The organism is Microvirga solisilvae (assembly GCF_022808595.1).
Classification (GTDB): domain Bacteria; phylum Pseudomonadota; class Alphaproteobacteria; order Rhizobiales; family Beijerinckiaceae; genus Microvirga; species Microvirga solisilvae.
In genome coordinates this window covers 84181-109151 of record NZ_JAKUCN010000002.1, presented here as the reverse complement: position 1 = coordinate 109151, position 24971 = coordinate 84181, and the positions used below count along the sequence as shown (strand labels likewise).

At 63.8% G+C, this 24971-nt stretch carries 28 protein-coding genes and 1 tRNA gene; 21 read left to right on the top strand and 8 right to left on the bottom strand.

Going from position 1 to position 24971, the window contains the following annotated elements; genetic code table 11:
* Positions 1-132: 132 nt before the first annotated feature.
* Positions 133-217, bottom strand: a tRNA-Leu gene (locus MJ639_RS05065).
* Positions 218-419: 202 nt separating this feature from the next.
* Between MJ639_RS05065 and MJ639_RS05060 the strand changes: the two genes are divergently transcribed.
* Positions 420-1520, top strand: a complete 1101-nt coding sequence (locus tag MJ639_RS05060; RefSeq protein WP_243369188.1) for a complex I NDUFA9 subunit family protein — start codon at positions 420-422, stop codon at positions 1518-1520.
* Here MJ639_RS05060 and MJ639_RS05055 read toward each other — a convergent pair.
* Positions 1446-2183 (bottom strand): sulfate transporter family protein, encoded by a 738-nt coding sequence (locus MJ639_RS05055; RefSeq protein ID WP_243369187.1) that lies wholly within the window; start codon positions 2181-2183, stop codon positions 1446-1448. The two genes, MJ639_RS05060 and MJ639_RS05055, sit on opposite strands and share 75 nt — an antisense overlap.
* 99 nt (positions 2184-2282) lie before the next feature.
* On the opposite strand from MJ639_RS05055, the gene MJ639_RS05050 reads away from it, so the two are divergent.
* Complete coding sequence (locus MJ639_RS05050) at positions 2283-3542, top strand: flavin monoamine oxidase family protein (protein ID WP_243369186.1); 1260 nt, start codon at positions 2283-2285, stop codon at positions 3540-3542.
* On the opposite strand, the gene MJ639_RS05045 is transcribed toward MJ639_RS05050, so the two are convergent.
* The 3 genes from MJ639_RS05045 to MJ639_RS05035 form a co-directional block, all read right to left on the bottom strand.
* A complete protein-coding gene (locus MJ639_RS05045) occupies positions 3534-3827 on the bottom strand; it encodes a hypothetical protein (RefSeq protein ID WP_243369185.1) in 294 nt (97 codons plus the stop codon). The genes MJ639_RS05050 and MJ639_RS05045 overlap by 9 nt on opposite strands.
* Positions 3828-4547, bottom strand: a complete 720-nt coding sequence (locus MJ639_RS05040) for a Crp/Fnr family transcriptional regulator (RefSeq protein ID WP_243369184.1) — start codon at positions 4545-4547, stop codon at positions 3828-3830. It abuts the gene before it with no gap.
* A gap of 415 nt (positions 4548-4962) precedes the next feature.
* A complete protein-coding gene (locus tag MJ639_RS05035; protein WP_243369183.1) occupies positions 4963-5955 on the bottom strand; it encodes a 2-hydroxyacid dehydrogenase in 993 nt (330 codons plus the stop codon).
* Positions 5956-6121: 166 nt separating this feature from the next.
* Between MJ639_RS05035 and MJ639_RS05030 the strand changes: the two genes are divergently transcribed.
* Both MJ639_RS05030 and MJ639_RS05025 read left to right on the top strand, forming a co-directional pair.
* Complete coding sequence (locus MJ639_RS05030; protein ID WP_243369182.1) at positions 6122-6661, top strand: SH3 domain-containing protein; 540 nt, start codon at positions 6122-6124, stop codon at positions 6659-6661.
* A gap of 102 nt (positions 6662-6763) precedes the next feature.
* Entirely contained in the window at positions 6764-6913 is a 150-nt protein-coding gene (locus MJ639_RS05025; RefSeq protein ID WP_243369181.1) for a DUF3096 domain-containing protein, read from the top strand.
* 4 nt (positions 6914-6917) lie between these two features.
* On the opposite strand, the gene MJ639_RS05020 is transcribed toward MJ639_RS05025, so the two are convergent.
* Complete coding sequence (locus tag MJ639_RS05020) at positions 6918-7796, bottom strand: EamA family transporter (RefSeq protein WP_243369180.1); 879 nt, start codon at positions 7794-7796, stop codon at positions 6918-6920.
* A gap of 49 nt (positions 7797-7845) precedes the next feature.
* Positions 7846-8319 (bottom strand): Fur family transcriptional regulator Irr, encoded by a 474-nt coding sequence (gene irr, locus MJ639_RS05015; RefSeq protein WP_243369179.1) that lies wholly within the window; start codon positions 8317-8319, stop codon positions 7846-7848.
* Between the two features lie 247 nt (positions 8320-8566).
* On the opposite strand from irr, the gene fabA reads away from it, so the two are divergent.
* The 3 genes from fabA (at position 8567) to fabI (ending at position 11605) form a co-directional block, all read left to right on the top strand.
* Positions 8567-9088: a 3-hydroxyacyl-[acyl-carrier-protein] dehydratase FabA gene (gene fabA / locus MJ639_RS05010; RefSeq protein WP_243369178.1), complete on the top strand. Its 522-nt coding sequence runs from the start codon at positions 8567-8569 to the stop codon at positions 9086-9088.
* Positions 9089-9303: 215 nt separating this feature from the next.
* A complete protein-coding gene (fabB, locus tag MJ639_RS05005; RefSeq protein ID WP_243369177.1) occupies positions 9304-10527 on the top strand; it encodes a beta-ketoacyl-ACP synthase I in 1224 nt (407 codons plus the stop codon).
* A 247-nt stretch (positions 10528-10774) separates the two neighbouring features.
* The gene (gene fabI, locus MJ639_RS05000; protein WP_243369724.1) at positions 10775-11605 is read left to right on the top strand and encodes an enoyl-ACP reductase FabI; all 831 of its coding nucleotides are present in this window, start codon (positions 10775-10777) and stop codon (positions 11603-11605) included.
* Positions 11606-11703: 98 nt separating this feature from the next.
* Here the strand turns inward: fabI and MJ639_RS04995 are convergent, their stop codons facing one another.
* Entirely contained in the window at positions 11704-12603 is a 900-nt protein-coding gene (locus tag MJ639_RS04995; RefSeq protein WP_243369176.1) for a protein-L-isoaspartate O-methyltransferase family protein, read from the bottom strand.
* Between the two features lie 175 nt (positions 12604-12778).
* Here MJ639_RS04995 and MJ639_RS04990 point away from each other — a divergent pair, with 175 nt between their 5' ends.
* From MJ639_RS04990 to MJ639_RS04925, 14 genes are all read left to right on the top strand, one after another.
* The gene (locus MJ639_RS04990; RefSeq protein ID WP_243369175.1) at positions 12779-13405 is read left to right on the top strand and encodes a thioredoxin domain-containing protein; all 627 of its coding nucleotides are present in this window, start codon (positions 12779-12781) and stop codon (positions 13403-13405) included.
* A 67-nt stretch (positions 13406-13472) separates the two neighbouring features.
* A complete protein-coding gene (gene murJ / locus MJ639_RS04985) occupies positions 13473-14984 on the top strand; it encodes a murein biosynthesis integral membrane protein MurJ (RefSeq protein ID WP_243369174.1) in 1512 nt (503 codons plus the stop codon).
* A gap of 100 nt (positions 14985-15084) precedes the next feature.
* The gene (gene trpS, locus MJ639_RS04980; protein ID WP_243369173.1) at positions 15085-16125 is read left to right on the top strand and encodes a tryptophan--tRNA ligase; all 1041 of its coding nucleotides are present in this window, start codon (positions 15085-15087) and stop codon (positions 16123-16125) included.
* A gap of 70 nt (positions 16126-16195) precedes the next feature.
* Positions 16196-16693: a universal stress protein gene (locus MJ639_RS04975; protein WP_243369172.1), complete on the top strand. Its 498-nt coding sequence runs from the start codon at positions 16196-16198 to the stop codon at positions 16691-16693.
* 765 nt (positions 16694-17458) lie between these two features.
* On the top strand, positions 17459-18019 hold the full coding sequence (locus MJ639_RS04970; protein ID WP_243369170.1) for a NifU family protein: 561 nt from the start codon (positions 17459-17461) through the stop codon (positions 18017-18019).
* A 69-nt stretch (positions 18020-18088) separates the two neighbouring features.
* Positions 18089-18679 (top strand): malonic semialdehyde reductase, encoded by a 591-nt coding sequence (locus MJ639_RS04965; RefSeq protein ID WP_423790756.1) that lies wholly within the window; start codon positions 18089-18091, stop codon positions 18677-18679.
* A gap of 36 nt (positions 18680-18715) precedes the next feature.
* Positions 18716-19084 carry a hypothetical protein gene (locus tag MJ639_RS04960; protein WP_243369168.1) on the top strand — a complete coding sequence of 123 codons (369 nt, stop codon included), beginning with the start codon at positions 18716-18718 and terminating at the stop codon, positions 19082-19084.
* Between the two features lie 79 nt (positions 19085-19163).
* Complete coding sequence (gene tsaB, locus MJ639_RS04955) at positions 19164-19847, top strand: tRNA (adenosine(37)-N6)-threonylcarbamoyltransferase complex dimerization subunit type 1 TsaB (RefSeq protein WP_243369167.1); 684 nt, start codon at positions 19164-19166, stop codon at positions 19845-19847.
* Positions 19844-20329: a GNAT family N-acetyltransferase gene (locus tag MJ639_RS04950; RefSeq protein WP_243369166.1), complete on the top strand. Its 486-nt coding sequence runs from the start codon at positions 19844-19846 to the stop codon at positions 20327-20329. Before tsaB ends, MJ639_RS04950 begins: the two co-directional genes overlap by 4 nt.
* A gap of 134 nt (positions 20330-20463) precedes the next feature.
* Positions 20464-20838, top strand: a complete 375-nt coding sequence (locus tag MJ639_RS04945) for a Fur family transcriptional regulator (RefSeq protein WP_423790761.1) — start codon at positions 20464-20466, stop codon at positions 20836-20838.
* On the top strand, positions 20835-21605 hold the full coding sequence (gene olsA / locus MJ639_RS04940; RefSeq protein WP_243369164.1) for a lyso-ornithine lipid O-acyltransferase: 771 nt from the start codon (positions 20835-20837) through the stop codon (positions 21603-21605). Before MJ639_RS04945 ends, olsA begins: the two co-directional genes overlap by 4 nt.
* Before the next feature lie 76 nt (positions 21606-21681).
* Positions 21682-22365 (top strand): glutathione S-transferase family protein, encoded by a 684-nt coding sequence (locus tag MJ639_RS04935; RefSeq protein WP_243369162.1) that lies wholly within the window; start codon positions 21682-21684, stop codon positions 22363-22365.
* Positions 22366-22451: 86 nt separating this feature from the next.
* Positions 22452-23810 carry a tRNA (N6-isopentenyl adenosine(37)-C2)-methylthiotransferase MiaB gene (gene miaB / locus MJ639_RS04930; protein ID WP_243369160.1) on the top strand — a complete coding sequence of 453 codons (1359 nt, stop codon included), beginning with the start codon at positions 22452-22454 and terminating at the stop codon, positions 23808-23810.
* Positions 23811-23873: 63 nt separating this feature from the next.
* Positions 23874-24968: a PhoH family protein gene (locus MJ639_RS04925; protein WP_243369157.1), complete on the top strand. Its 1095-nt coding sequence runs from the start codon at positions 23874-23876 to the stop codon at positions 24966-24968.
* Positions 24969-24971: the final 3 nt, after the last annotated feature.

The following is a 24971-nucleotide window of genomic DNA, read 5'->3' as shown; positions in this document are numbered from 1 at the left end:
ATCCTCGAACCGAAGGTCTAGCAAACCAAGAACATAAGGAGACGCTTTTTAAGCACCTGTCCTTAAGCACCCTGCATTTTTGAGATCGTGGTCAAGCTAAGTGCTTGATAACTCTATACCATCTAGGAAAGATGGTGCCCAGGAGAGGACTCGAACCTCCACGGTGTTACCCGCTGCTACCTGAAAGCAGTGCGTCTACCAATTCCGCCACCTGGGCATGCCTGTTCGGCGAGGGTTCGTTTACGGTGCTTGGGGCTTTCCGTCAATCACTGAAAATGCGGTTCCTGCGCTTTCTTCGCCGCAGGCCCCTTCACAGGGGAACGGCGTTTGACTAGAGACATTCCAAATTCACCCCCAGGCTCACCTTGCAAGTCCCTTTGCAAGTCCTTTGCAAGCCTTTGGCGGACAGGAGGCTTTTCATGATCGGTGCGCTTCGCACGCCTGAGCAGCAAATCGTCACGGTCTTCGGCGGATCGGGCTTCCTCGGCCGCTTTGTGGTGAGCTGCCTCGCCAAGCGCGGCTACCGGGTGCTGGTTGCCACCCGCCAGCCGAACCGGACGAGCTTCCTGCCCATGGGCAAGGTCGGCCAGGTGCACGCGATCCAGGCCAATATCCGCTATCCGGATTCCATCAAGCACGCCGTCATGCGGGCCGACCACGTGATCAACCTCACGGGCATCCTGCAGGAGAGCGGCCGCCAGACTTTCGATGCGGTCCATGCCGAGGCCCCGCGCCTGATCGCGGAAGCGGCCCAGAAGGCCGTGTCCTTCATTCAGGTCTCGGCCATCGGCGCTAATCCCAATTCCGAATCGGCCTATGCCCGCTCGAAGGCCGCCGGCGAGGAAGCTCTCCTGAAGGTGCGCCCGGATGCGGTGATCCTGCGCCCCTCCCTTCTCTTCGGACCGGGTGACAATTCCTTCAACCGCTTCGCGTCTCTCGCCCGCATGCTGCCCGTGCTGCCGCTGCCGGGCTGCGACACCCGCTTTCAGCCGGTCTATGCGGGCGACGTGGCCGAGGCCATCGTGTGCGCGGTGGACGGCGCGGTGAAGCCGGGCACCTACGAACTCGGCGGCCCGGAAATCCGCACCATGCGTGAGATGATGGAATTCGTCTGCGAGGTCACGGAGCGCAGGCGCGTGATCGTGCCCGTGCCGAATGCCGTCGCCCGCTTCCAGGGCACGGTCATGGGCGCTCTCGACAAGCTCACCCTGGGCCTTCTGCCGAACGAGATCGTCACCACCCACGACCAGGCGATCCTGCTCGAGACGGACAACGTGGTGTCGGACGCCGCCATCACGGAGGGCCGCACCCTGCAGGGCCTGGGCATCACGCCCACCACCATCGAGGCTATCGTGCCTTCCTATCTCGTGCGCTTCCGCAAGACCGGCCAGTTCGATCTCAAGCGCAACGCCACCACCACGACGCCGGACCTGCTTGCTCCGACCTCAGGAGGCGCGGCGTCCGACTTCCACCCGGAGCGGGCTTCCGGCCCGGCCGTCGGCCAGACGTCGAGCCATTAAGCGCTTGTGCAGGTGAACCATCATCGCCGCGCCAAAGACCGGGGTGATGAGGTTCACGACAGGCACCAGAACAAGACCCGCCAGAACCGCGCCCGCGGCGAGCACCGTGCCCCGGTGCTCGATGCGCAATTGCTTGACCTCTTCCGGCGACCAGAAGCGGCCCGCCGCCAACTCGAAATATTCCCGGCTCAGAAGATAGGCGTTGGCTGCGAAGAACACGCCGATATTGATGCCCGGCACGAAGAGCAGCATCAGCGCGACGAGATTCACGCCCAGCGACAATGCCGCAAAGCGCAGGCCGTAGAAAATGGCCTTGCCGAAGGGCAGCGCCCGGCCCGGCGCGTCGGCGGGATAGCTGTCGCGCTCCACCACTTCGGCGACGTCGTCGAGGAAATAGCCCGCCACGATGGCCGAGATCGCGGGCAGCAGATAGACAAGCCCGATGAACAGGCCGAACCCTGCCAGAAAAATCGCCAGCGTATCGATAAGCGGATAGCTCTCGCTCAAGTGATGATCGTTGAGGAAGAGGTCGAGAAACTTCGTGAGGCCGGCCCAGACCAGCACCAGGAGCGCCACCGTCAGTCCGACCGACTTCCACAGGATGCGCCTGAGCGCAGGAGAGAAAACATCGCGGGCGGCGGCAATGACCGTCTGGATCAGCATGTCTCGAACCGTCTTTCTGCTTTTAGCCCGCTCGTCAGGGGCCAACGTGGCCTTTACTTATGATCGAATCGTCGAGACCGCGAGAGGGGGGCCTGTTCCATGACGCCTGAAAGCTCGTCCACCGGAGAACCGGATGTAGTGATCGTCGGCGCGGGAAGCGCCGGCATCGCGGCGGCGCGGCGGCTTCTCGCGCAAGGACTCACGGTGACTTTGCTGGAAGCGCGGAACCGGATCGGCGGACGCACGGTGACGCGCCCGTTTCGCGGGCATCCGCTGGATCTGGGAGCCCATTGGCTTCATGCGGGACCCATCAATCCGCTCGTGAAGCTCGGTTTCGAAAGGCGCGAGCCCTTACGCCGTGCGCCGACGGATGGGCATTTCTATCTGCGCGGGAAGCCCGGAAACCTGGCCCAGAGGGCTTCTCTCGACCGGGCCTTCGCCATGGCCGACCGGGCCATGACGCAGGCCGCGAAAGCGCGCGAGGACCAGTCTGCGTCGAAAGCCCTGCCGGCCGGCATGGGAATGCTGGGCCACCGCGTGGCGGACATTCACGGGCTCGTCTCGGGACGGCCGCTCGACGAGGTGAGCCTGCACGATTTTCCGAGCATGGAATATGCCGACAACCTGTTCATCGCAGGTGGGCTCGGCGGCTACGTAGCACGACTCGGCAGGAACCTTCCGATCCGTCTCGGGGCGGCGGTTCACAGCATCGACTGGTCGGGACAGGGCGTGACGATCGAGAGTTCCATCGGTACTTTGCGCGCGAAAGCCGCCATCGTGACCACGCCGATGGCGGTGCTGCAGGCGGATGCGATCCGCTTCGCGCCCGCCTTGCCGAACGAAGTGCAGCAGGCGATCCACGGCTTCACGCAGGGCGTCTACGAGCACGTGATCCTGCATTGGCCGGATGCGCCTTTCAAAGGTTCCGACCGGCTTGCGACGCTGATCGGCACGCATCGCTCGCCGCCCGGCCTGCTCACGCGCATCGACGGCACGCCGTTCCATTTCTTCGAGATCGATCAACCGCATGCGGCACGGTTCGACAAGCGCGATCCGCATGCTCCGGCACGTTTCGCGCGCGAGGTGCTGGCGGAGCATTTCGGGCATCGGGCCTTGCGGAATGTGAGCGTCATGCACGCCACCACATGGCGTCACGATCCGTGGTCGCGCGCCTCCTGGGCGGTGATCCCGCCGGGCCTTGCCGCGATCCGCGACAGCCTGAAAGCACCCGTGGGCGAGCGGATCTGGTTTGCGGGCGAGGCCTTGTCACGTGCGCAATGGGGCACGGCCGGAGGGGCCTGGGAGGAAGGCGAGCGCGCGGCGGGCGAGATTGCGGAGACGCTCAGAGCTTCACGCTGAAGGAAGGTCAGATGCGAGCCGCTCTCGCACCCATTCCACGGCCTTTTCGAGCGTCGGGAAAACCGGCTGGCTCGGCGTCATGAGAATGCTGCAGGGGCCGAAGCCTGCCTCCAAAAACCAGCCGCCATTGCCGTTGTGGCCGCCGGCGGTTTCCTCGGCGGAGACCCTGGTGAGAACAGCGACGAGATCGTTGCCGGAAAAGACCAGCCGCCCCTCGTGGCTGCCGCCGTCGCTCAGAACGGAGATGGGCTGAAGAGTGATGTTCGGATCGGCTGTCTCAGTCATTCAGCGGTGCTCATGCTGGAGGTTGAGATAGGTCGGGGTGAACTCGCCCACTTTTTCCAAACGTTCCCAATCGAGAATGGTGAGCGCATCGCCTTGCCAGCGAATGAGCCCCTCTTTCCGCAGCTCCTGCAGCACGCGGTTCACATGCACGGTAGAAAGCCCGAGCGTGTCGCCGAGTTCCGCCTGCGTCAGCGGCAGCTGAATCGTGTCGCCGTCCGTGCGCCCGACGGCTTTCAACCGCAGGAACAGCTCGCAGATGAAATGCGCCATCTGAGCCGTCGCCGAGAGACGGCCCATGGTGGTGAGCCATTCGCGATGGATCGCGCCGTCGACAAGCGTGCTGAGCCACAACAGGCGCGTGAGATGCGGATGCTCGTCGGTGATCCGCTCGAGCGCCACATGCGGCACCACGGCGACGCGGCAGGGCGTCAATGCCAGCACGCCGTGATCCATGACTTTCAAGAGGAAGCTGTGAAGATCGACGAAGTCGCCGGGCACATGAATCGCCGTGATCTGCCGGCGCCCGTTGGAGAAGATCTTGTAGCGCGCGGCATATCCATCAAGCAGCAGGCTGCTCTCGGAGGGATGCTCTCCCTCATGCACGATGTCCTCGTCCGCTTCGACGACGCGAACGCGCGAAATTGCGCTTTCGAGCACACGCTTCTCGTCGTCCGAGAGGCGGTCGCGTTGTTCGAGTTTGAGAACCAAGGGATTCGGCATGAAGGCTTTTCAGAGAAGAAACGAAAAACCCTTCTGGCTGTTCCAAGCCTTAGCCTGCACTCACATATGTTATATGGAAGGGCATTGTCCCCTTTTGGCCTCGGCGAGATGGGCCCTGCTGCGTATTACGCTGAGATATATCAATATCTCGACGATTGCCTCTGAGACCGCTCTTCAGGGTACGGCTCGAAATCCCAGGCTTGATCTGTCGTGTAGGGATAAGGTCGCTTTTCCCACTCGTAGTACTTGGTCATTGCCTCGAAATGGCTTCCGGCTTTGAAGGTATGGACAAGATGCCAGTCGGGACTGCAGAGCGATCTAAAACCGTCTCCATCAGGACCAGCAAGACAAAGCCCCGATAGCTGTTGCCCATCTTCGTCTGGGCCAACCCAGATCTCATGAACTAGATCAACCATCACAGCATGCTCGGCAGCACGCGATCCGGCGGCTTGTGGCCGTCGATGAAGGTCTTGATGTTGACGATCACCTTCTCGCCCATGGCAACGCGGCCCTCATGCGTGGCCGAGCCCATATGCGGCAGCAGAACCACCTTGCCTTGCTTCGCGAGCCTTACAAGGCGCGGATTGACGGCGGGCTCCTCCTCGAACACGTCGAGGCCCGCGCCCGCGATGGCGCCGGACTCGATGAGCTTGGTGAGCGCGCCCTCATCGATGATCTCGCCGCGCGCCGTGTTCACGAGAATGGCGTCGGGCTTCATGAGCTTCAGCCGCCGCGCCGAGAGCAGATGGTAGGTGGCGGGCGTGTGCGGGCAATTGACGGACACGACGTCCATGCGCGCCAGCATCTGGTCGAGGGATTCCCAATAGGTCGCCTCGAGTTCCGCCTCCACCTTCGGCGGAACGTGGCGGCGGTTATGGTAATGGATCGACAGGCCGAAAGCCCGCGCGCGGCGGGCGAGCGCCTGGCCGATGCGGCCCATGCCCACGATGCCGAGCCGTTTGCCGGTAATGCGCCGCCCCAGCATCCAGGTGGGCGACCAGCCGGCCCAATCCCCGTCCGGGATCACCTTGGCGCCTTCCGTAATGCGGCGCGCGACGGCGAGGATCAACGCCATGGTCATGTCCGCCGTATCCTCGGTGAGCACGCCTGGCGTGTTGGTGACGGTGATGCCCTTGGCCACCGCCGCCGCCACGTCGATGTTGTCGACGCCGTTGCCGAAATTGGCGATGAGCTTGAGGTTCGGGCCTGCCTGTTCCAGGAGCGCGGCGTCGATCTCGTCCGTGATGGTGGGCACGAGCACGTCCGCATTGCGGACGGCCTCGGTCAGTTCCTCGCGGGAGAGGGCCTTGTCCTCGAGGTTCAGGCGCGTGTCGAACAATTCGCGCAGGCGCGTCTCAATGGCATCGGGCAGGCGGCGGGTGACGACGACGACAGGTCTCTTTTTCATCGGCTTTCAGCGACCTCCCCGCATGAAAACTGCTGGATTTGCGGAGTTTTCACGCTCCTTTAACCCTGTTTCGGCAAGTAATGGCGACGAGCCGCCGCGTGGCGGCACCTGCCAAGCTTCTGTATCAGAGGCTTTGAGCAGACACAAAGTCGCCGAGAGGGGTTCCATGCGCAAGATCGTCGTCGCCATTGCCGCTTTGCTTTTAGGCGCAATGCCGGCCCTCGCGCAGCAGCAGCAGCCTCCGGGCGGGCGCCTCGGCACCGGCCTGCCGGTTCCCCGCTATGTGAGCCTCAAGACCGACCGCGTGAACCTGCGCGAAGGCCCCTCCAAGGACCACCGCACCGCCTGGGTGTTCCAGCGCGCGGGCCTGCCGGTCGAGATCATCGCCGAATACGAGACCTGGCGGCGCATCCGCGATTCGGAAGGCACGGAAGGCTGGGTGCTGCACTCCCTGCTCTCAGGGAGACGCACCGCCCTCGTGATGCCCTGGGCCAAGCCCGGCGAGCCGCCGATCAGCCTGCTCGACCGCGCCGACGCGAAGGCGGGTGTCATCGCCCAGATGCAGCCGGGCGTGATCACCAATGTGAGGGCCTGCGACGGCAAATGGTGCCGCGTCATGATCAGCATGGACAATGCCCGCGATCTCGACGGCTATGTGCAGCAGGAAAAGCTCTGGGGCGTCTATCCCAACGAACAGATCGAATAAGGCGGAGAGACAGGTCTTTCCGATTTGGCCAAGTCTTTCCGATTTGGCAAGGAATGCTCGGTTAGTAACGAGGTATCATTCGTGATTTCTGGATTCGACCCCATGTCCATCAATCTGAGCTTCAAGCTCCTTCCCATCCTCGCCCTGATCCTCGGCATCGCCTCCATCGTGGCGCCGCGCTTCCTCAACATCTTCGTGGCGATCTTCCTGATCGCCTATGCGCTGGTCGGGTTCGGCCTGATCCGCGCCTGAAGCCTCAAGCGGCTTTCCGGCGGCTCACGACGCGGGCCCCGAACACGTTCAGGGCCAGTCCCACCACGATTACCGCCCCGCCGACGATTTCGACGGGGTGCATTTCCTCGCCCAGGATCAGCGCCGAGCCGAGGATGCCGGCTACCGGCACCAGCAGGGCAAAGGGCGTGACCGTCGCCGCCGGATGGCGGGACAAAAGATAAGCCCAGATTCCGAAGGCGAAGATGGTGGTGGGATAGGCGAGATAGGCCACGGCCCACCACGTGCCCGCGCTCATGGTCGTGAGCGCCGTGATGACTTGTGCCGGCCCATCGATGAGCAGGGACAAAGCGAGCAGCGGCAGCGGCGCGACGAGGCTTGCCCAGACGATGTAGCCCAGCATGTCCACCCGGCCCGCGCGCTTGGAGACGATATTGGCCACGCCCCAGGAGGCGGCGGCCGCCACCGTCATGAGGAATGGCCCGGCCCCGCTGCCGGTCAGGCGCGGCGCGGCGATGATGGCGAGACCGGCGAAACCCATGAGAGCGCCGAGGATCTGATGCGGACCGGGCCGCTCGCCCATGAGAAAAGCCGCGAACAGGATCGTGAAGAACACCTGCGCCTGCATGACGAGGGAGGCGAGGCTCGCCGGCATGCCGAAGGCGAGCGCGGCGAAGAGCAGACCGAACTGCGCCACCCCAAGGAAGAAGCCATAGGCCAGCAGGTTGCCCCAGGAGGTCTGGGGGCGTCGGATGAAGAGAATTGCAGGGAAGGCGGCGAAGAAAAAGCGCAGGGCTGCCAGCAGCAGCGGCGGCATGGTGCCGACCCCGAGCTTGATGACGACGAAGCTCAGGCCCCAGATGATGGTGACGAAAACGGCGACAAGGCTGTGGGTGAGCGGCATGCGATGAAATCCCGGCTGCCGCTGTTTAAAAACCTGTCAGGCTGATTTGTTAAGCCGATTTGCGGCGAAGACGGACGATCACCTCGACACCGGCCACTTCCATGCCTTCGGGAGGCTCGGGCAAATCGGCCACGCTCACGGCGGCGGTGTGGGGCATGTCCACGAGCTCGCCCTCGCCTTCCAGGAAGAAGTGGTGGTGCTCGGTGGGGTTGGTGTCGAAATAGGCCTTGGAGCCGTCGACGGCGAGCTGGCGCAGGAGGCCCGCTTCCGTGAACTGGTGCAGGGTATTGTAGACGGTGGCCAGCGACACCGGCACGCGGGCGCGGCTTGCCTCGTCAAACAGCATCTCGGCCGTGATGTGGCGGTCGCCCTTGCCGAACAGGAGCCAGCCGAGCGAGACGCGCTGACGGGTGGGGCGCAGGCCGACGCGGCGCAGCTTGTCGCGCAGCTCGGACAGGGGGCAACCCCTCCGGTGGGCCGGAGCCGTCGTGGACTCGATATAGGCGGACAAAGGATCGGTCATCGTCGGAACTGTTTGGAGGAACGGGCGCTTCTCTAACACTACAATCATAGGAAAGCGAGGGGGTCACCGCAAGGTGATCCGCGGTCGCGCTTAAGGAGTGATCCTTAAAGAGGTAAAAGAATTGCCTCTGAGCGCCCGGGGTCCCTTTGATGGATGGCCAAGCCTGTGCTACCAGAGCCCGCATTGAAGGCCTCGGGGACAGCTTGAGGCCGCTTTTTGAGACGCGATGAAAGGATCGGCACCCGGCATGGCCCGCCAGTCCAGCTTTAACTACGAAGAGCTCCTTGCCTGCGGGCGCGGAGAATTGTTCGGCCCCGGCAACGCCCAGCTGCCGCTGCCTCCCATGCTGATGTTCGACCGCATCACCTCCATCGGCGAGGACGGCGGCGAATACGGCAAGGGGCATGTGCGCGCCGAGCTCGATATCCGCCCGGACCTCTGGTTCTTCCCCTGCCATTTCGCCGGCGACCCGGTGATGCCGGGCTGCCTGGGCCTCGACGCTCTCTGGCAGCTGACCGGCTTCTTCCTCGGCTGGGGCGGCTCCCCGGGCCGCGGCCGCGCCCTTGGCGTCGGTGAGGTGAAGTTCGCCGATCAGGTTCTGCCCACAACCAAGAAGGTGGTCTACGGCGTGGACCTCAAGCGCGTGTTCCGCTCCAAGCTGGTGCTCGGCATCGCCGATGGCTGGCTCGAGGCCGACGGACGCCGCATCTACGAGACCAAGGACATGCGCGTCGGTCTGTTCCAGGCCGATGCCCCGGTGGGCGGCTAGGCCTTTCTCGGCTGTCCTTACGTCAGCGGCGATGCATCCATCCTGTTGACAAAACATGATCTTTTCGAAAAACCGGCCCTGCCGCACGCGGCGGGGCCATCGAATTTGATGGATCCTTTCCAGATCCCCGCTGGCTCGCGGTTGAGATTGAGCCGGCCAAGCCTTACGTGTTCAGACGTTAGGTTGGCATTCAAGGTCCTATAAAGAGGTGGGCTATGAGGCGCGTCGTCGTCACCGGAATGGGCATCGTATCGTCCATCGGCAACAACACGCAGGAGGTGCTGGCCTCTTTGCGCGAAGCGAAGTCCGGCATTGTTAAGGCCGATGATTACGAGAAGTACGGCTTCCGCTGCCAGGTGCACGGCACCCCGCAGATCGACGTGGACGCCCTCGTCGACCGCCGCGCCATGCGCTTCCACGGCAAGGGCACGGCCTGGAACCATGTGGCCATGGAACAGGCGATCCGCGATGCGGGCCTGGAAGAAGGCGACATTTCCAACGAGCGCACCGGCATCATCATGGGCTCGGGCGGTCCGTCGACCCGCACCCTCATCGATGCCGCCGACATCACCCGCGACAAGGGCCCCAAGCGCATCGGTCCCTTCGCCGTGCCGAAGGCCATGTCCTCGACCGCTTCCGCGACGCTCGCCACCTGGTTCAAGATCAAGGGCGTGAACTATTCCATCTCCTCGGCCTGCGCGACGTCCAATCATTGCGTCGGCAACGCCTACGAGATGATCCAGTACGGCAAGCAGGACGTGATGTTCGCCGGCGGCTGCGAGGATCTCGACTGGTCCCTGTCGAACCTGTTCGACGCCATGGGCGCCATGTCGACCAAGTACAACGACACCCCGGCACGCGCCTCGCGCGCTTATGACGTCAACCGCGACGGCTTCGTGATCGCCGGCGGCGCGGGCGTGCTGGTTCTGGAAGAGCTGGAACACGCCAAGGCGCGCGGCGCCAAGATCTACGGCGAGATCGTCGGCTACGGCATGACCTCGGACGGCTACGACATGGTGGCTCCGTCCGGCGAAGGCGCGATCCGCTGCATGCGCATGGCCCTCAAGGACGTGCATAACCCGGTCGATTACATCAACCCGCACGCCACCTCGACCCCCGTGGGCGACCAGAAGGAGATCGAGGCGATCCGCACGGTGTTCGGCTCGGGCGACAAGTGCCCGCCGATCTCGGCCACCAAGTCGCTCACCGGCCACTCGCTCGGCGCCACCGGCGTGCAGGAGGCGATCTACTCGCTGCTGATGATGCAGAACGGCTTCATCTGCGAGAGCGCCCATATCGACGAGATCGATCCGGAATTCGTGGATATGAATATCGTCCGCAAGCGCATCGACAACGCCAAGCTCGACACGGTTCTCTCGAACTCGTTCGGCTTCGGCGGCACTAATGCCACACTCGTCTTCAGCCGCTATAACGGTTAAAGCATTTTTCGGCGAAGTGGATCCGGTTCGCCGTCAAAAATGCGGCAACTGAAAATGAGGGCTGATTTCACGTCAGTGGAAACAGCTCTCAGGACGTCATAAACCTGAGACGACGCCATGCGATGTCCCGTTCCATCAAGGGGGATTTCGCATGGACACGCTCATTGACATGAAGACCAAGGCTCACGATGCACGGTTTGATAACGACCGGCATCCCACAATCGAGCCGATGCATAGGGGGACCCACATGAGCGGTCTGATGCAAGGAAAGCGCGGCCTCATCATGGGCGTCGCGAACGATCACTCCATTGCCTGGGGCATCGCCAAGGCTCTTTCGGAGCACGGCGCGGAACTCGCCTTCACCTATCAGGGCGAAGCGCTCGGCAAGCGCGTGGCGCCGCTGGCGCAATCGCTGGGCTCGGATCTCGTGATCCCCTGCGACGTGGAGGACCTCGCCTCCGTCGACGCCGCGTTCGAGGCTCTCGACAAGCGTTGGGATTCCATCGACTTCGTCGTCCACGCCATCGGCTTCTCCGACAAGTCGCAGCTCAAGGGCTCCTACACGGACGTCACCACCCGCGAGAACTTCTCGCGCACCATGGTGATCTCCTGCTTCTCCTTCACGGAAATCGCGCAGCGCGCCGCCAAGCGCATGAAGAACGGCGGCTCGCTGCTGACGCTCACCTATGGCGGCTCCACCCGCGTGATGCCGAACTACAACGTGATGGGCGTGGCGAAGGCCGCTCTCGAGGCTTCCGTGCGCTACATCGCCAACGATGTCGGACCGCAGGGCATCCGATGCAACGCGATCTCGGCAGGCCCGGTGCGTACGCTGGCTGGCGCCGGCATCGCCGATGCGCGCCTGATGTTCACCTATCAGAAGGCCCATTCGCCGCTGCGCCAGAACATCACCATCGAGGATGTGGGTGGGGCTGCCCTCTACATGCTGTCCGATCTGTCGAAGGGCGTGACCGGCGAGATCCACTACGTGGATTCCGGCTACAACATCATCTCCATGCCGCGCCCGGAAGTGCTGAAAGCCCAGGACGCCGCCGGCGTGACGGGCGAAGAGGCTTAAAAACCCTCATCGTTCCGCAAGCACTTGCTTCGAACATCCGCGAAAGGCACCTTTCGCGGATGTTTTCGTTTCAGCCCATCACCCGCATCGCCTGAATCTCACGGCGTGATCTCGTCGTAGGACAGGGCCCAGCCCGAGCCGGTGAACCAGCAGCGACCCAGCGGAGCGGGCTTGCGCCAGATCAGGCTTCGCACGAACTCGACGCTATTGCTCTCGAACGCGGCCTGCAGCGCCCGTCGCTCCGAAGCGGGGTTCGACAATTCGCCCTCCGCACAGACGAAGGAGGCATGACCCAGCCATTGTACCGCGAGACCCTTGGCGCGGCGCTCGACGCGAAGCCCCGCTCCATACATCGTATGCGTGCCACCCCGGAGGCTCGGCTGCGCACGGGGCAAGCCGAGCGGAAAGATCAAACGACCTTCGGGCTTGAGGTGTTCGATCCAGGCCTCTGCAGGCCGTTCGACGGAAAAGTTCACATAGATCGCATCCACATCATCCTGCGGCCACAAGGCTCCATCGCCCGCAACGACCGTGACGTTGGACCGATCGCTCAGATTGGCGCGGGCCATGTCGGCGAGAGCAGGATCGAACTCCACTGCCAGCACATGGCCCGTCGGGCCGACGATCTCCGCGATGATGGCGCTGTAATAGCCAGCACCCGCTCCGATATGCGCGACGCGATCGCCCTCGCGCAGGGACAGGGCATGCAGCCATCCGGCATGGAGCGAGGGAGAGCCATTGTTGACGCCGCGATGCGCGGCCAAGGCCAGAAGCACATCCTGATAGAGCACGGCGGGATCGTGCGAATGCAGCGGCTCATATCCGCCACCGCGCGAGATCGTCCAGGGCGGCGGGCCCAGGAAACGCTCGCGCTCGACACTCGCGAAAGCCGCCTCGAGCCGCGCATCCTCCTGAATGCCGACAACGGCAAGAATCTGCTTGGCATAGGCGCGCCGGATCGCACCGAGTTCCTGAGGCGTGAAAGCGGTTTCGAGCATCGACGAAGGTCCTGTTTCGATCCATCTTCACAGCCTTGGCGCAGCATCGCAACCGCCACGCTGCGAAGAAATACGTCTGCTCTCCTCTTCACAAATGCATGAGAGAGCAAAGCTTGGCCTTGCTCTCGACACGATCGCTCGGCACCAGAGGCGTTCCTGTCGAGAGTTGCTTTTCATGATCCTGTCCCGCCGTTCCCTTCTCGCCGGCCTGGCCCTGTCGGGCGCCAGCGTTCCCGCCTTCGCGCAATCCGCACCGGAGGGACAGCTGGTTCCCATCGAGCTTGTCGAGGATTCGCTCGCTCTGCCGTCCGCCGTGAAGCTCGGACACCAGCATGGCGACGTGATCATGGTCGAGTATTTCGACTACAATTGCCCCTGGTGCAAAAAGTCGGCGGCGGATCTGCCCGCGCTTCTGAAGGCGGAGCCGGATCTCACTTACGTGCTCGTGAATTTCGCCGTGCTCGGCATCCCTTCCGTCACGGCGACGAAGGCAGCGCTTGCCTATCTTCAGCTTTACGGACCCGAGGCCTATCTGCCCCTGCACCTTGCGCTCTTCAAGCTGAGAGGCACGGTCGATGGAGCGCGGGCCGTGAAGGAAATCGAGCGCCTCGGCGGCGACATCAAGCGCCTTGAGGAAGCAGCGAATTCCGAGCGCACCACCCAGTGGATGAAGGACACCCTGAAGCTCGGCGACTCCCTTGGCTTCACCGCGACGCCATCCTTCCTCGTCGCCACGCAATCCTATGTCGGCGGCATGACGCTCGCCCAGAAGCGCGAGGCGATTGCGCAGGCGAGGGGCTAGAGGCGCGGATTTCTTAGACAATCCGCCTGGAAGGGTTTATCGCGACAGAACCCGTGTCGCTGAAACCATGTCGCTCATCCGCTCATCCCTTCTGGTCGGCCTCAGTTCCATCGCCTCCCGCATCTTAGGGTTCGTCCGCGACATGCTGTTCGCGCAGGCCCTGGGCGCGGGGCCGGTGGCGGATGCGTTTCTCACCGCCTTCCGCCTGCCTGGCCTCGTGCGCCGCGTCGTCGGCGAGGGCGGGCTCAACCCGGCGCTCATCCCGCAACTGAGCCGCCTGGAGCCTAAGGATGCCGCCACGATGGCGGGCGACGTGATCAGCATCTTCGCGCTGGCTCTCATGGCGCTCACCGCACTCGTCGAGATCGGCGCGGGCCTCGTCGCGCTTCTGCTCGCGCCGGGCCTTCACGACGATGAAGGAACATGGGCGCTGGTCACGCTCTACACGCGCCTGTCCTTTCCCATCGTGTTCAGTGTCACGCTCTCCTCCATCGCTGCCGCGATCCTCAACATGCGCGGACGTTATGGCGCGACCGCCTTCGCGCCGCTCGTCATCAATGCCGCCCTGATCGCGACGCTCGTGGTGCTGGAGGGCGGCTTCGCGATGCCGTTCGCCACGAAAGCCGCGTGGCTCGCCGGCGCATCGAGCGTGGCGGGCTTCATTCAATTGCTCATCGTGCTCGCGGCGCTTCGTCATGGCGAAAAGCTCGTGCGCTTTCGCAAGCCCCATTGGTCTCCCGTGCTGAAGAGCCTTCTGCTCGCAGGCTTTCCGGCGCTCATTGCCAGCGGCGCGGTGCAGCTCTTCATCCTGGCGGGAACGATGGTGGCGTCGTTCTGGCCGTCCGGCATTTCCTGGATCTACTATGCCGAGCGTGTGATGCAGCTGCCGCTCGGCCTCATCGCCGCCTTGGGATCAAGCGTCCTGTTGCCGGAACTCGCGCGGCATCACCATGCGGGTGATGCGAAAGCCATCGTCGGCGCGCAGCATCGCGCGCTGGAAGTGGCGCTGCTGCTGGCGCTTCCGGCCTGTGCCGCGCTCGCGATCCTGGCCTTTCCGATCACCGATGTTCTTTTCGCGCGCGGTGCATTCCAGCAAGCCGACACCGACGGAACGGCGTTGGTGCTCGCTTGCTTGAGCCTCGGCCTGCCCTTCGCCACCATCGGCAAGGTGCTGAGCCAGACGCTGTTTGCCAATAGTGCCCTGCGCAAGACGCTTGCCGCCGCCATGCTCGGCATTCTCGTCACGCTCTCGAGTGCTCTGCTGTTGGCCCTCAGCTGGGGACCTGCCGGGATTGCCCTGGGCATCAGCCTGGGCTGCGTTTCGCATGCCGCTGCCATGGTCTGGCTGCTGCGGCGAATCGGATTGTGGCACCCGGATCGCCTTTTCCTCGGCCGCCTGGTCCGCATTGCCGCCTCCACCACTCTCATGAGCCTGGGGCTATGGGGCATGCAGATCGTTCTCGTGCCCGCAGGCAGCCTCTCGCTTACGGCTTTCTGCCTCGGAGGCCTCGCGCTCTACGCTGCTGCCGCATGGCTGACGGGCGCCGTGACCCGTGACGACGTCATCGCGCTCCGCTAAACACTTGCATCGTGGCGCGGCCCTGTCATAACCGCCGCCTCGATTTCTTTCGATCATCACGCAGGGCGGCGTCCAACCCGTTCCTGCCAGGAGCACTATGATGGCGCAATTCAAGGAGCTGGTTTTCTCGGGCGTCCAACCCACCGGCAACCTCCATCTCGGAAATTACCTCGGCGCCATCAAGCGCTTCGTGACCATGCAGGAAACGCACGACTGCATCTATTGCGTCGTGGACATGCACGCGATCACCGTGCCGCAAGACCCGAAGGACCTGGTGCGCCAGATCCGCGAAGTGACGGCAGCCTTCATCGCCGCCGGCATCGACCCGAAGCGCCACATCGTCTTCAACCAGTCCCAGGTGCCCCAGCACGCGGAGCTCGCCTGGGTGTTCAACTGCGTCGCCCGCCTCGGCTGGCTGAACCGCATGACCCAGTTCAAGGACAAGGCCGGCAAGGACCGCGAGAACGCATCGGTCGGCCTCTACGCCTATCCGAACCTGATGGCTGCCGACATCCTGGTCTACCGCGCCACCCATGTGCCGGTGGGCGAGGACCAGAAGCAGCATCTGGAGCTGACCCGCGACATCGCCCAGAAGTTCAACAACGACTGGGCCGAGTCGATCGCGGCGAACGGCTTTGGCGATGCCTTCTTCCCGCTGACCGAGCCCATGATCCAAGGTCCGGCGACCCGCATCATGTCGCTGCGCGACGGCTCGAAGAAGATGTCGAAGTCGGACCCGTCCGACTATTCGCGCATCAACCTCACCGACGATGCCGACACCATCGCCACGAAGGTGCGCAAGGCGAAGACCGATCCCGAGCCCCTGCCCTCCGAGGTCGAGGGGCTCAAAGGTCGTCCCGAGGCAGAGAACCTTGTGGCGATCTATGCCGCGCTCACGGATTCGACGGCGGAGGACGTGCTGCGCGAGCATGGCGGTTCGCAATTCTCGGGCTTCAAGGCAGCCCTCGTGGACGTGTCCGTGACGAAGCTCGCCCCGATCGCCGACGAAATGCGCCGCCTCATGGCCGATCCTGCCCATATCGATGCGGTGCTCGCCGACGGTTCCGCCCGCGCCCGCGTGCTTGCCGCGCAGACCATGGATGCGGTCAAGGACATCGTCGGTTTCGTCCGCGCACGCTAACCTGACCTCGGCTCGCCTTGCCCTATCTTATAGGGCAAGGCAGCATCAGCCCGATGCAGGAGAGCATGCAGTGAGCGGCCAGCGCCGATCCTACGAGGCAGGCCACCGGCCCAAATTCATGGTGGTGATCGATAAGACCTCCGAATGCGCGAGAGCGGTTCACTTCGCTTCCCGCCGCTGCGCCCGCACGGGAGCAAGCATGATCATGCTCGCCGTGGTGGACCCGCCGGACAATTTCGAGTGGATCGGCGTCGGCGAGGCCATGATCGAGGAGGCGAGCGAGGAAGCCGCGAAGCTTCTGGAAAACGCCGCCCGCGAAGCCCGCAGCGCCGCCGGCGTGGAGCCTGAACAGGTGATCCGCGTGGGCGTGCGGGCCGAAGAGATCATCAAGCTCATCAACGAGGATGAGGACGTCTCCTTCCTCGTGCTGGCTGCCGGCAGCGGCAAGGAGGGGCCAGGGCCCCTCGTCAGCACGCTCGCCGGCAAAGCAGCCTCCACCTTCCCGGTCCCCATCGTCATCGTGCCCGGCAGCCTGACGGACGAGGAAATCGACGCGCTCGCGGGCTAGGCGAGGGGCATTTCGGACCAAGTTCGGGAACGGCCGCGACGGGGGACGAATGGCGTCATCCCGGACGAAGCATAGCGAAGATCCGGGATCGCGTGACGCGGGATCATCACCTCTCCCTGAGGGAGAGGTCGGACCGCAGGTCCGGGTGAGGGGTTACAGGTCTTTCCGGATAACGCGCATCCCTCACCCGCTGCGCTGACGTGCGTCGACCTCTCCCGCCCGGGAGAGGTGAGCCAGCACCCCATCCGGCTTGCGATCCCGGCTCGGCTGACGCCGTCCGGGATGACGCCGTGTGGATCGTGTTCCGCATTTGTTCTTGACAATGGTCCTAACCTTGGCTATATGTGTTGATGTCCTGGCTCGATGAGGGGCGCGCTCGCGAGGCGTCGTGATTTGTGGAGCCGGGAACGGTCCCGGTTCGGTCTCGCAAGCCGGCCCGGGAGGCCCGCCGCTGCAAGACGCGGTGTCCGCCTAAAAGAACCGTGCGCGAGGGGCCGTCAGGTTCTTCTCCCTCTCACAAGCGAACCGGACGGCCTCTCGCGTCTCCCTCACCCAAACCTCGGGCCACACAAGCCGCGAGGACATTCCCCCATGCTTCTGCCCCCACGCTCTTTGACAACACCAATTCTCCAGCCCTGAATGGCAGCCGTTCATTCCCTCTTGGAATCCTCCAACTCCCGATCCACATTGGATCGGAAACCTGTTAGAACGATTCTAAGACCACCCACTCGGCCGGCCTTGAACCGGCGTCAGAGGAAAAAGACCATGTTCATTCAGACTGAAGCGACCCCCAATCCCGCCACCCTGAAGTTCCTGCCCGGCCGCGTCGTGATGCCGGAAGGCACCTTCGAGGCGAAGACCCCCGAACAGGGCGAGTTCTCGCCCCTCGCCCAGCGCCTCTTTGCCGTGCCGGGCGTGACCGGCGTCTTCTTCGGCTACGACTTCATCACCGTCACCAAGGCTGACGGCGAGTGGCAGCACCTGAAGCCTGCCATCCTCGGCGGGATCATGGAGCATTTCATGACCGGCGCGCCGCTCTTCGCGAACGGCTACGGGGCCAATGAGGAAGACGGCGAGGAATTCTTCGATCCGGATGATGCCTCGACCGTCGAGACCATCAAGGAACTGCTCGAGACCCGCATCCGCCCTGCCGTGGCAGGCGACGGCGGCGACATCACCTTCCGCGGCTTCAAGGACGGCGTGGTCTATCTCGTCATGAAGGGCGCCTGCTCCGGCTGCCCCTCCTCGACCGCAACGCTGCGCCACGGCATCCAGAACCTGCTGCGCCACTTCCTGCCGGATGTGCGCGAAGTGCAGGCTGTTTGATCGAGCTGCCAAAGTTCTAATACTGATAAGCGCGGCCTTCATGCCGCGCTTTTTTGTTGGAGTCCTGTCTTGCTGCCCCTGTCCAACGCCGCCATTGACCAGATCTTCCGCAATGCCCGCACCCATCGCTGGTGGGAGGATCGCAAGATCCCGGAAGAAACCCTGCGCGCTATTGCCGATCTCGCGAAGCTCGGACCGACCAGCGCCAACACCACCCCGGCGCGCTTCGTCTTCGTGGTGTCGGAAGCGGCGAAGGAAAAGCTGAAACCCCATCTCGACGAGGGCAATGTGCGCCAGACCATGAGCGCACCGGCGACCGTCATCGTGGCGCACGACATGGAGTTCTACGAGAAGCTCGGTTTCCTGGCTCCACATTCCAAGGATGCGAGAAGCTGGTTCGCAGGCCAACCCGAGGTGATCGAGCGAACGGCCCTCCAGGGCTCCTCCCTTCAGGGCGCCTATCTCATCATGGCGGCGCGTTCGCTCGGCCTCGATTGCGGCCCCATGGGCGGCTTTGACCGGGAAGGCGTGGACAAAGCTTTCTTCCCGGATGGGAAAACCAAGTCCAACTTCCTCATCAATCTGGGCTACGGCCTGCCGGAGAAGCTGCATCCGCGCCAGCCGCGCTTGTCCTTCGACGAATTCTGCCAGATCCTGTGACGGCGGCTCCTGTCTACCACCAAACGGACACTTCCCATGGCCGATACAACCTCCGAATCGGGTGAGCCTGTCGAGCGGCTCACCATCGATTCGACCTTCAGGAACGGCTCTCTCGCCGTGATCGGCGTGGTCTCTGCCTTCTCGCTGGGTTTCCTGAGCCGCTGGGCCGGGCTCCCTGGGGAATGGACGAGTTCCGACATCGTGGCCGTCCTCGCCATCACGCTCGGAATAGCGTTCCAGATCAAAGCTCTCGCGGATATGCTGTCGATCGCCTCCCTCGTGCTGGCCAATTACAATCGCGCGATCCGCCTGTTCAAGGCAGGCCTGATCCTTGTCGCCATCGGCGTTATCGCGGCGATCTTCGCGGAGGCCGTGGGTCTCGGCGGCACTGTCCTGCGCGGGTGAATTGCATCGCGAGGCGAAAAGCGGGTCCACATTTTCGCACGATGCGCTAAAGAAGCCTGACGATCCGACGGAGACGAATGTGCGCGTTCTTGCCATCGATACGGCGCTCGGCGCCTGCTCGGCCTGCATCTGGCAGGCGGGCGATGCCGAGCCGCTGGCGGCCGAGACCCTTTTCATGGAGCGCGGGCACGCGGAGGCCCTGCTGCCGCTCATCGACCGCGTGTCCTCCAAGGTGGAGGGCGGCTTCGAGAGCCTGGACCGGGTGGCTGTGACCGTGGGACCGGGCAGCTATACGGGCCTGCGCGTCGGCATTTCCGCCGCGCGGGGCATCGGGCTCGCCGCCGGCATTCCGGTGGTGGGGGTCGCCACCCTCTCCGCCTTCCTCGCCCCGCTCATGGTGAAGGAGCGGCGCGGCCTGTTCACCGCCGCCATCGACGCCAAGCACGGGCATCTCTACATCCAGGCCGTCGCGCCGGGCGGACGCACCATCATCCAGCCGAGCCTCATGAGCTATCGCGATGCGATCCGCGTGCTCGGCTCCGGCCCCCTGCTGATCAGCGGATCGGCGGCGGCCATGCTGGCGGCGGAAGCCCGCACGCAGGGCGTCGAGGCCCATGTGGCCGATACCGCAGGCGCTCCCGAAATTCTCTGGGTGGCCCGGCTCGGTGCCCTCGCCGATCCGAATCAGGCCCTGCCCAAGCCGCTCTATCTGCGCGATCCCGACGCCAAGCCTCAGGACCGCGCGCGCATCCCCCGCCAATGAGCTTCTTCGATCTGTTCAAGAAGCCGGGCGGCCCCCGGATCGATCCTCTCGGGAGCGAGGCCGCATCCCGCCTGGCCGCGATCCACGCGGCCTCCTTCGCACGGCCCTGGAGCACGCTGGATTTCGAGCGCCTCCTCTCTGAGCGCGGCGTCGTGGGAGACGGGCTTTTTCTCGGGACCGCCGCGAAACCCTCGGGCTTCGTGCTCTCGCGCATCGTCCTGGACGAAGCCGAGATCCTCACCGTCGCCATCGCCCAGGACGTTCGCGGCAAGGGGCTGTCGATTCCTCTGCTTGAACGGCATCTGGACGAGCTGTCCCGGCGCGGCGTCCGCCATGTGCATCTGGAGGTCGAGGAGGGCAACAAGCCCGCCATCGCCCTCTACCGGCGCTTCGGTTTCAAGGAGAGCGGACGGCGCGAAGGCTATTACCAGAAGGCCGACGGCAGCCGGGTGGCGGCGATCACCATGGCGCTTGGGCTATAGCCCCTTCCATCCAACTTGCTTATAACCTTCCGCGGAAATCAGGTTTTTCAGCGTTGTCAGCACGGACCACCAGCACCGGAAAATCCCGTCGCCCAGGCGCCATCGAGCGCGCCTGCCGCGACAAGGGTCTGCGCATGACGGGCCAGCGGAAGATCATCGCGCAGATTCTCGACGATGCCGCCGACCATCCCGACGTGGTGGAACTGCACCGGCGCGCGGTGGATGTGGACGACCGCATCTCGCTTTCGACCGTCTATCGCACCGTCAAACTCTTCGAGACGGAAGGAATTTTGGAGCGGCTCGATTTCCGCGACGGGCGCTCCCGCTACGAGCAGGCGGCCCGCGAGCATCACGACCATCTCATCAATCTCGAGACCGGCGACGTGATCGAATTCCATTCGGACGAGATCGAGGCACTGCAAACCGCAATCGCCAAGCGTCTCGGCTACAAGGTGGTCTACCACCGACTCGAACTCTACGCGGTGCCGCTCGACAAGGACGATGCGTGACGAATCCCGTCGTTGTCCTGAAGCTTCTCGTGCTGGCGCTGGCGAGCCTTGTGCTCATTCCGCTGCAGATGATCGGCATGCGCTTTAATTGGTCGCTCATCCATCATCTGCCGGTTGCGTTTCATCGCATCCTGCTCACGCTCTTCAACGTACGTGTGATCGAGAAGGGCACGCCGCCCGGCGACGCGCCGACGCTCGTCGTCGCCAATCACGTGTCCTGGCTCGACATTCCCGTCATCGGCTCGACGCATCCGCTCTCCTTCATCGCGAAATCCGAAATCGAGAACTGGCCGGTGGTGGGCCTGTTCGCGAAACTCCAGCGCTCGGTGTTCATCGACAGGCAGCGCCGCAAGGCGACGGCGGAAGTCAACGACGCGCTCGCTCATCGCCTCGTGAAGGGCGAAGTCATCGTGCTGTTTGCCGAAGGCACCACCAGCGACGGCAACCGGCTCCTGCCGTTCCGCTCGTCTCTCGTCGGCGGCGCGCAGGCAGCCCTCATGCATGACAGCGTCGAGCAGGTTTTCCTGCAGCCGCTTGCGATCACCTACACGCGCCGCAACGGCCTGCCGATCACGCGGCGCGACCGTCCTTTCATCGCCTGGTACGGCGATATGGATCTCGCACCCCATCTGAAGCTTTTTCTCGAAGGCCATCCCATCGACGTGGTGGTGACCTGGGGCGAGCCGATCCCGTTCAACGGCAACCGCAAGGAAGCAACGGCCGCTGCCGAAAACTCCGTACGCCAAGCGTTGAAGAAGGCAGCGTGACAAGCACTTGCCGGCTGCTGACTTCGCCGAAAATTTCTGATCTCCTGCCTGCCTGAAATTTCCTGAAGGATCGACGATGAAGCTCTATTCTGGCCCGGTCAGCCTCTTCTCCCGCAAGGTCGAGATCGCCCTTCACGAGAAGGGTCTTTCCTTCGAGCGCACCCTGGTGCCGTTCAGCCAGACGAAGGGCTACAGCCCGAAGGATCCGGAGGTGCTGAAGGCCAATCCCAAGGGTCAGGTTCCGGTTCTGATGGATGGGGAACTGGCGATCTACGATTCCACCGTGATCCTGGAATATCTGGAGGATGACTATCCGGCCTCTCCGCTTTTTCCGCAGACGCCCGCCGATCGGGCCCGCTGCCGCCTTCTCGATGTCTTCGCCGACGAGATTATGCTGGCCTCGCTACGCCCCTTGATGCATCGCACGGAGCCGAAGCCCGCCGACCTGGAAGTCTGGAACGCGAAGGAAGCCAAAGCCCGCGAAGCCGAGGGCGCTCTCGCGGAGCACTTCGCCGATCTCGACGGCAAGCTTCAGGGCAAGGATTATCTCTGCGGAGCCTTCTCGGCTGCGGATATCGCGGTCTTCATGAGCGTGTTCTGGACACGTCGTCTCGCGGGAGCCTCCCTTAAGGCGCACCCCGCTCTCGCCGCTTGGTATGCGCGGCTCTCTGAGCGCCCGGCTTTCGCACGGGTCGTCGAAGAGATCCTGGAGGCGGACCGGGCCTTGTCCGCGCCGGTCGAGGGCGCCTTCCGCGATTGAGCCAAACGGCCGCTATTCTCTTGAGAGCCCAAAAGGCTTAAAAGGGCGGCCTGATCTTTTACGACACAAGCAGACAGGCCGATCTCGTGAAAAAAGTCTTCGTCAAATCCTATGGCTGCCAGATGAACGTCTACGATGCCGAGCGCATGACGGACATGCTGGCGACGGAAGGCTATGCCGAGACCAAGGCCATGGAGGAGGCTGACCTCGTCATTCTCAACACCTGCCATATCCGCGAGAAGGCCGCCGAGAAGGTCTATTCGGAACTCGGCCGCGTGCGCGAGCTCAAGAAGGAGCGCGCAGGCCAGGGCCAGGAAACGAAGGTCGTCGTCGCGGGCTGTGTCGCTCAGGCCGAGGGCAAGGAGATCCTGCGCCGTGCGCCTGCCGTCGACGTGGTGGTAGGCCCGCAGAACTATCACAACCTGCCGGACCTTCTGAAGAAGGCGAAGGCCTCGCGCGTGGTCGATACCGAGTTCCCGATCGAGGACAAGTTCGATCATCTTCCCAAGCCCTCGAAGGCGATGATCCAGAACCGGGGCGTGTCCTCGTTCCTGACGATCCAGGAAGGTTGCGACAAGTTCTGCACCTTCTGCGTGGTGCCCTATACCCGCGGCGCGGAAGTCTCGCGCCCCGTGTCCAAGATCATCGACGAGGCGCTGCGTCTGGCGGATGCGGGCGTGCGCGAGCTGACGCTCATCGGCCAGAACGTGAATGCCTATCACGGTGAGGATGAAAGCGGCTCCGTCTGGACGCTCGGCCGTCTGCTCCATCGCCTGGCCGAGATCCCCGGCATCGCGCGGCTCCGCTACACCACGAGCCATCCGCGCGACATGGACGACGAGCTGATCGCCGCCCATCGCGACCTGCCCGCCGTGATGCCTTATCTGCACCTGCCCGTGCAGTCCGGCTCCGACCGCATCCTCGACGAGATGAACCGCAAGCACACGGGCGACGAATACCGCCGCCTGATCGAGCGCATCCGCGCGGCGCAGCCCAATCTCGCGCTGTCATCCGACTTCATCGTGGGCTTCCCAGGCGAGACCGATGCGGAGTTCGAGGACACCATGCGGCTGATCGCCGATGTGGGCTTTGCCAGCTCCTTCTCGTTCAAATACAGCCCCCGCCCCGGCACGCCGGCGGCGGAGATGGGCGCCCAGGTCTCCGAGGCCGTGAAGTCCGAGCGTCTGGCGCGTCTGCAAAATCTGTTGGAAACGCAAAGACAGGCTTTCAATCACGGAACCGTTGGTCAGACTCTGGACGTTCTCTTGGAGAAGCCGGGTCGTCACCCCGGCCAGATGGCCGGCAAGTCGCCTTATCTGCAACCCGTGCAGATTGAGACTGACCGTCATCAAATTGGTGATATCGTGACGGTACGGATCACGCAGGCTGGCTCGAACAGCTTGTTCGGGGAAGTGGTGAAGCCCGGCTCGCAGGCCGCGGCTTAAACCTTCTCCGCTCTGAAGAGTTTCCTTCGCGGCAATCCTGCCGCGACCACAAAGGAGAGGCATTTGAGGCCAGCGGACAACGCGACCGCACGAGCGCAAAAGGGCAGATCCCCCAGCACTTCACATCCTGGCGTCGAGGAAGAGGCCGAAATCATCCTCACCTTCGACGACAACCGCCTCGCCAGCCTTGTTTTCGGGCAATACGACCAGAACCTCGCGCATCTCGAGCGCCGCCTGAACGTGGCCGCCGTCGCCAACGGTAACCGGGTGACCGTGAAAGGCACGCCGGAATCCTCCGAAATGGCGCGGCGCGTTCTGGAAGGGCTCTATGACCGCGCCCGCCAGGGTGCCGCCCTCAGCCCAGGTGACGTGGACGGCACAATCCAGGAGGCCACTCTGCAAGGCTCACTGTTCTCGCCCGAGGAAGCGCCTGCCCCCGGCCTTTCCGCCTTCGACCATATCGCCACCCGCAAGCGCGGCCCCGTGCGCGCCCGCAATGCGGCCCAGAACGACTACATCAAGGCCCTCAAGCAGAACGAGCTTGTCTTCGCGGAAGGCCCCGCCGGTACCGGCAAGACCTGGCTCGCCGTGGGCTATGCCGTGTCGCTTCTGGAAGCGGGGCAGGTGGACCGCCTCATCATCTCGCGGCCGGCCGTCGAAGCCGGCGAGCGCCTGGGCTTCCTGCCCGGCGACATGCGCGAGAAGGTCGATCCCTATCTTCGTCCCATCTATGACGCGCTCTACGACTTCATGGAAGCGCGCCATGTGGATCGCGGCCTGCAGACGGGCATGATCGAGATCGCGCCGCTCGCCTTCATGCGCGGACGCACGCTCACCAACGCGCTCGTGCTGCTGGACGAGGCCCAGAACACGACCACCATGCAGATGAAGATGTTCCTCACCCGCCTCGGCGAAGGCTCGCGCATGATCATCACCGGCGATCCGACGCAGATCGACCTGCCGCCGGGCCAGAAATCCGGCCTCGTGGAAGCCGTGCGCATCCTGAACGGGGTCGAGGGCATTACCCGCGTGACCTTCAAGGAGGCGGACGTGGTGCGCCACGATCTCGTGCGCCGCATCGTGGCGGCCTACGACACCGATTTCCGCAACAACCCGCCGCAGGAGCCCTCCTACCGCGAACGGAACCAAAGGCCGTGATCG